At 36.9% G+C, this 6737-nt stretch carries 5 protein-coding genes; 3 read left to right on the forward strand and 2 right to left on the reverse strand.

The genetic code is table 11. The features are described 5' to 3' along the window. The coding region (locus tag C9J35_RS22650; protein ID WP_167396049.1) for a malate:quinone oxidoreductase at window positions 1-259 on the reverse strand (259 nt) is incomplete at its 3' end. A 474-nt stretch (window positions 260-733) separates the two neighbouring features. Here C9J35_RS22650 and C9J35_RS22655 point away from each other — a divergent pair. Beyond that, window positions 734-1225 carry a hypothetical protein gene (locus tag C9J35_RS22655; RefSeq protein ID WP_107927092.1) on the forward strand — a complete coding sequence of 164 codons (492 nt, stop codon included), beginning with the start codon at window positions 734-736 and terminating at the stop codon, window positions 1223-1225. Window positions 1226-1417: 192 nt separating this feature from the next. On the opposite strand, the gene C9J35_RS22660 is transcribed toward C9J35_RS22655, so the two are convergent. Next, the gene (locus tag C9J35_RS22660; protein WP_107927094.1) at window positions 1418-2221 is read right to left on the reverse strand and encodes an MBL fold metallo-hydrolase; all 804 of its coding nucleotides are present in this window, start codon (window positions 2219-2221) and stop codon (window positions 1418-1420) included. Between the two features lie 213 nt (window positions 2222-2434). On the opposite strand from C9J35_RS22660, the gene C9J35_RS24800 reads away from it, so the two are divergent. Next, window positions 2435-2596 (forward strand): flagellin, encoded by a 162-nt coding sequence (locus C9J35_RS24800; protein WP_327324300.1) that lies wholly within the window; start codon window positions 2435-2437, stop codon window positions 2594-2596. Between the two features lie 420 nt (window positions 2597-3016). Next, window positions 3017-6737 (forward strand): S8 family serine peptidase (locus C9J35_RS25210; RefSeq protein ID WP_107927096.1); only part of this gene is annotated, 3721 nt, incomplete at its 3' end.

Here is a 6737-nt window from a genome sequence, read left to right on the forward strand (position 1 = left end):
GTTCATTCACGTTGATGGCTTTGCTAATATCAATAGAGCCATCTGGTTTTTCAGAAGTGTAGTTAAGCTCACACAATGCTGCATGCCCTGTTCCCGCATTATTCCATTCGTTCGAGCTTTCTTCTCCAGCGTTTGCAAGTTTCTCAAACACAGTAATATTCCAATCTGGTGCTAATTCTTTGAGCATTGTTCCCAAAGTCGCACTCATGATTCCGGCACCAATTAAGATGACGTCTGATTTAATTTGTCTATTACTCATTTCTACCATCCTTATACCTAATATTCGCAGAAAGGTTGTTGGCGCTCCTGCTTAGGTGTTGTAGCAAGCAAAGGCGTAACTAGTCACATACCTTTTCTGTCTCAATTATAACAATCTCTTTGTGTATTACAATTTTTCATACATTAGAATCGCCTCTATTATATAACAGTTGTAATCTATTTAAAAGATGATAAAAAGTAGGGAATCCCTGCAAAAGATACGATGCATTTTTCTAAGGGAGCATACGGGGCAATTATTTTCTATTATTTAGACCTTAATTATTCGCTAGCTTCCCTCCTATATATGATGATTTATGCAACATATATTCATTTCTTTGTATTTCATCTGTCACCCATATTGGAGATGTTACATAAATTAAAGGGACACTGTACGAATATTATTGGTTTTCTTTTCATAAATAAATGATTTATCTCACCGATCATTGATTGAGATGTTATCGAGAAAGGAATGGCTATGGTAAATTTTAAATCTTTTCGTGGATTGGTTACACAGATAAACGATTTTTCAGTCGGGCAAAATGGGGAAGGGGAGGGTTGTTATAAACTCATGACGGTAGAAGATGGTACTGGTGGCATCGTTAATTTTGTGGTCTCACCTTCTACTTACTTTGTAAACCAAGAAATTGTAGCTCGGGGTGATTGGATTACTGGCTATTATGATGGAGATGCACCTGTACCAATGATATACCCTCCGCAATATCGAGCACTTATTGTTGTAAAGGAAAATAATAATCAATTTGTAAAAGTAGACTTTTTTAATAGTCAATTGGTGAGTAGTGATGGTCAATTGCAATTAAATCTCTCTCCCTACACCCCTATTTTACTTAAAAACGGGCAGCCTTTTTCAAAAAATCCTGCAAATCGAAACTTAATTGTTGTCTATGGTCCTACTACCAGAAGTATTCCTGCACAAACCACACCGTATGAAGTCATCGTCTGGTGTTAGTTAATTGAATAGTTATTTCCTTTGTTGGATTACAGTGCAAAATCAACAAAGGAAAGCCTAATGTTTCATATTCTGTATAGCATGTCACTGTTTAGTCTACACTTGCACGCAAATCGACAAGAAAAATTAACGGCTTAAGCTATTACAATATAGTGCTTAAGCCGTTTTTAACGTTTTATTATGATGCCTGCTCTAAAGCACGTAGGCTTGATTTGCCATTTCCTTATTGGCAGTATGAATTCCTTTCATACCTTCAAAAAATGGATATTCTCGACTTAAATAGCTTACTAGCTCTCCATTATCACGGAGTAATTGATTCAAATAATACTTCGAACAATTTAGCCGCCTTTCAATTTCCTGTTGAATTTGTGTTGTCGTACCATGTCCAGGTATGAGCGTTGTTATTTGATGATTAAGCAAAATATTTTCAGCTTTATTGATAGTATTTACATAGTCTTTATAACTGCTGAAAATAAACGGAAATTCAATTTCCGACAGGTAATCCCCTGAAAGAAAAAGACCATAAGGTTCAATAACTGTAAATAAACCATCATTTGTATGACCAGGTGCTTTATAAAATGTCATGGTTAACGAATCTAAATCTAATTTTTGCCCATCCTCTGAAACAACAATATCTACTGTTGGATATATAGGCATATAGCTTCTGTTTAAATAATATTTCTGGTCAAAATTTTTAATTCTTTCTATACTTTCTTCTTTGTCTGGATTTTCATCAAACTCTTTAGATGCGATTACCTTAGCTTCTGGAAAGGCACCAGACCCAATAATATGGTCAAAATCACTATGTGTATAAATGATATAAAGCTGTTTATCACCTATTATTTTATTTATATAGTCCTTTATTTCTTCAACTTCAGTAGGTAACCAATTAGGATCTGTCATAATTACAGCGTTATTCGTTTGAATTATTGCCGATGTAGTCACATATAATGCACTTTGAAAAACAGTAATATTTTCTTTTTGGAATTGAATCATTGTTGAACCTCACTTTTCCTCTTACAATTTATACATGTTTCTTTGATTTCTTATTTTTTACTTATATCCATCAATTCGCGCAATATTGTTAAATTCCTTTTCTTATAAAAAAGTATGCGCATTCAATTTAAATTTCGCATACTAGGTTTTTTGATTACAAGCATTCATTACGAAGCGATTAAATGATCCATTGCTGGAAAATCACTTCCCTACATTGATAATGTCAGTCTGTATGTACCAAAAGAATGTTCAAAATATGGTGCTTATCAAAATGCATTAGAACATATTTTAAATAATGTGCGTACTACAAAAGAAAACCTAACCTCTGCACAATCTAAAATACGTGATACAAATATTATTTATTTCACTCCTTAAACCTTTCTTATTATACGGTTCACCACAACCTATTAGCTGGCGGTTTTTTAAAAGTAATCGCCAGTTATTTTAATTTCCCGGATCACATACTAAACCGATTTCCTTCCAATCACTCCTCTTACTGCCCTCCTAATTTTCTATAAGCAACTACTCCACCGACTGTACCTACAATTGCTGCCTTGATAGGATTAAATGAAAAAATTATTGAATTACTGTAAGTCATTTCTCATTTGAAAGTTCTACTTTTTTATTACATTACTAGGAAGATAGATTTAATCTATGTTTGATAAACTGATACTAATTAACAAATTTTAGAATATTTAAATATTTCGGTATTCGGATTAGTTCCATTGTGATAAATTGGAAATATCACATTAAACTGAAAAGTGTGACAATTAAAGGAAGAGGAGGAAATGGGATTTGAAAAATTTTAAGTTTATGAAGTTCTTAAGTAGTATTCTAGTTTTCGTTATGGTGCTTTCTCTATTGGTTCCATTGTCGAGTGCTAGTGCTGAAGAATCGAAACCATTCAAGCAGGATAGTCAAAGCGAAAGTATAATTCAACTAAAGGCGGCTATTGCTGAACAGCTAAGCTTGTCTAAAGATGGTCCAACTCTCCACGAAAGCTTACAAAATATATCAGGCAATCAACAGGTTGCAGTCATCGTTCATTTATCTGAAAAGCCTGTGGCACTAGAGCAAGGAATGAGCCAAATCAAAGGCGAAGAATTCTCTAAAGCCCAAGCAAATGAAGTTCGTTCAAATGTAAAAGAACAACAAGCTGAAGTTAAAGAAGAGCTAGCTGCTAAAAATGTTCAGATGACTCAAGGATACACATTTGATACTGTTTTAAACGGTTTTGCGGCAACAGTGAAAGCAAATGATCTCCCGAAACTGCTAACAGTAGAAGGAATTACATTAATAGAACCTGATGCAATTGTTTACGCATCAGAAGATAATACGATGAAATCATCGGAACTTATGAAGGAAGATCCATTAGAAGCTCAAATGAATACAAGTAATTCTTTCCTTGGCATCGAACAGCTTTGGAAGGAAGGACTTGAAGGACAAGGAATAAAAGTAGCAGTATTAGATACTGGTATTGATGTAGATCACCCTGAGTTTGCTGGAGTTTATAAAGGTGGAAAAAACTTCATTCCGAATTCAGCAACTTACACGAAGCCTCGGGCAGATGACGATGCATCGGAAACATTGCCTTCGGAGCGTCCAGCCGGGACACCTGAATTTAATGAAAAGGGAAGCGCGTTCTATACTTCTCACGGTACACATGTTGCTGGAACAATTGCAGCAATCGGAGCTAACGAATTCGGTATTAAAGGAATTGCTCCCGAAGTAGACCTTTATGCTTACCGTGTTCTTGGGGCATACGGAAGTGGAGCTACATCTGGTATTGTTAAAGCAATTGAAACTGCTGTAAAAGAAAAAATGGACGTTATCAACCTTTCACTTGGCGGGGGAGCTAACTCTGAAACGGATGCTGGTTCATTTGCTATTAATAATGCCATGATGGCTGGAACAATCGGAGTAGTTGCGACAGGAAATGAAGGTCCAAATCGCGAAACAATGGGCACGCCTGCAACTGCTCGTTTAGGAATTGCTGTTGGTAACACAACAAATCCTGAAACAATGTATAACGGGGAAGTGAATGTTACAGTTGGCAACTACAACTTAACAAAACAGCTTCCATTAATGGGAACGACTTTTGGGAAAGATTTAGCAACACAGCTACAAGGAGAATTTGACCTAGTTGCTGTTCCTGGAAACGGAGAAGTAAAAGACTTTGAAGGAATTGATGTAGAAGGTAAAGTGGCATTGATTTCTCGTGGCAGTAATGCATTTGTTGATAAAATTGCGAATGCAAAGGCAAATGGAGCAGTCGCAACAATTATTCATAACTTTGCTGGTGGAACGAATGCACCGAACATTTCAGGCACATTCCTTGGTGATTCATTTGATTTTCTGCCAACATTTGATATGTCCCAAACGGATGGCAATACAATTCGCGCTGCATTAGCAGGCGGAGCCGGAAAAGTAAGCTTTAGTAAATTTGCTTCCACAAAGACACTGGGAGATGATGTAAACGATTCAAGTTCACGTGGACCATCTACACCAAACTTTGATATTAAACCAGATGTAAGTGCACCTGGAACAAACATTATGTCAACGATTCCAAAGTATAAAAAAGATTTCCCTGATGCAGATTATGGGGAAGCATATGGTCGTAAAACAGGAACTTCTATGGCAACACCGCATATTGCAGGTATTGCTGCATTAATTAAACAAGCAAATCCTGGTTGGAATGCGTTCGATGTAAAAGTGGCGCTTTCTAATACAGCAAAGGTTATAGATAAAACAAAATACGATGTGTTTTCTCAAGGTGCAGGGCGTGTAGATGCTTATGCAGCAGCTCATCCAGAAATTCTTGCCTATGCACTTGATAGCGCAATTTTAGATGGAACTGGTGCAGTTACAGAAAACTTGAAAGGTACAGTTACTTTCGGTCCACAATCACTTAAAGACCGAGATATTTCTGTAACGAAACAAGTTTTAGTAAAAGATATGAAAGGGAACGGCGGCAATTATAACGTATCAATTGATGTAACAAAAACATTTGGTGATGCAACTGTTACAGTAGATCAGCCGACATTTAATATTGATGGTGAGCAACTTTTAAATATTACATTAACTGCTTCACAAGCTACGGCACCAAACGGCTCTGAAATACTAGGGTATATTTCCATCAATGGAGGATCTACAGAAATTTCATTGCCATTCGCAGCTGACTTTGGCGGAGCGGCAGCAACTGAAATTAAAGATTTTAAGATTACAGAAACAGACCTATCCTTTAACGGAGATGGAGTAAAAGACTCAGCTGTACTTTCATTCACATTAACTGGAGATGTAACAACTAACTATATCGAGCTTTGGGATATTATGAATCCTGAAGGTGGAGAATACGGAGATGGCTACATTGGTTATCTACATGCAGGTACTGCGCTAGGAAAAGGCTCTTATACGCTGAATATTGGTGGGCAGTACAAACCATGGGGAACAGCACCTGCCACAAAGATTCCAGATGGTCTGTATACAATTGACTTCACTGGTCTTGCAGCATCAGGAGTAGCTTCCGATTATGTTGGACCAATTATCGTGAAAACGACTAAACCAGAAATTACTGGTTCAGTAGCTAAAGGTGTCGCTACAGGACAAGTAACAGATAAGTATATCGACTACAATGAAGAGTTATATTTATACGGTTTAGATTACAATTTAAATGATAAATTAAAAGCTTCATATGTTTCGACGGTAAATGGCGAAGTACAAGCTCCAGTTGCTTTTGAATTAAATCAAGACGGTAGCTTCACATTCCCAGTAACAGCAGAAACAAATGCTGTATCAGTAATAATTAAAGACGCTGCCGGAAATGTTGATGAAGCGAAGATATATGAAAAAGAAGTAGTAGAACCAGTAGTAACACTTTCTGTAAATCCAACTAAGCTAGACCTAACAGCTGGAGAAACTGCACAAATTATGGTGACAGAAACGTCAACGCCTGCAGAAGGTGAGGCAACAGAGGAAGACGTAACTCCAAAAGCTACTTATGTTGTTGCAGATGAAAATATTGCAACAGTAGTAAATGGATTCGTAACTGCAGTAGGTGAGGGCACGACTACCATTACTATTTCATATGGTGCTAATAAAGTTGCTGTAAATGTTACAGTTAAAGCACCTGTTGTAGAAGTACCAATAGTAACACTAGAAATTGACCAAGCTCAGGTTGAAACTAGTATAGGTAAGGAAGTTACAGTTAAGATTACTGAAGTAACTACTTTTGATGGGAAAACAACAGAAAAAGATGTTACAAAGCTTGCAACCTACGAAGTAGCGAATGATAAAATAGCTACTGTAAATGCAGGGGCTGTAAAAGGAAAAGGTCAAGGTAATACGATGATTACGGTAACGTATGGTGAGCACACACTAACATTTGATGTGTTGGTTGTAAAACCAGGCAATGGTAATGGCAACGGCAATGGCAATGGCAACGGTAATGGCAATGGCAATGGCAATGGCAATGGCAACGGCAATGGCAACGGTAATGGCCTGTCTCTTATACACATCT

Origin of the sequence: Lysinibacillus parviboronicapiens (genome assembly GCF_003049575.1) — a bacterium.
GTDB classification, from domain to species: domain Bacteria; phylum Bacillota; class Bacilli; order Bacillales_A; family Planococcaceae; genus Lysinibacillus; species Lysinibacillus parviboronicapiens.

Coding starts and splice junctions, on each gene's coding strand:
- C9J35_RS22655 (WP_107927092.1), top strand. CDS start 734: ATGGTAAATTTTAAATCTTTTCGTGGATTGGTTACACAGATAAACGAT.
- C9J35_RS22660 (WP_107927094.1), bottom strand. CDS start 2,221: ATGATTCAATTCCAAAAAGAAAATATTACTGTTTTTCAAAGTGCATTA.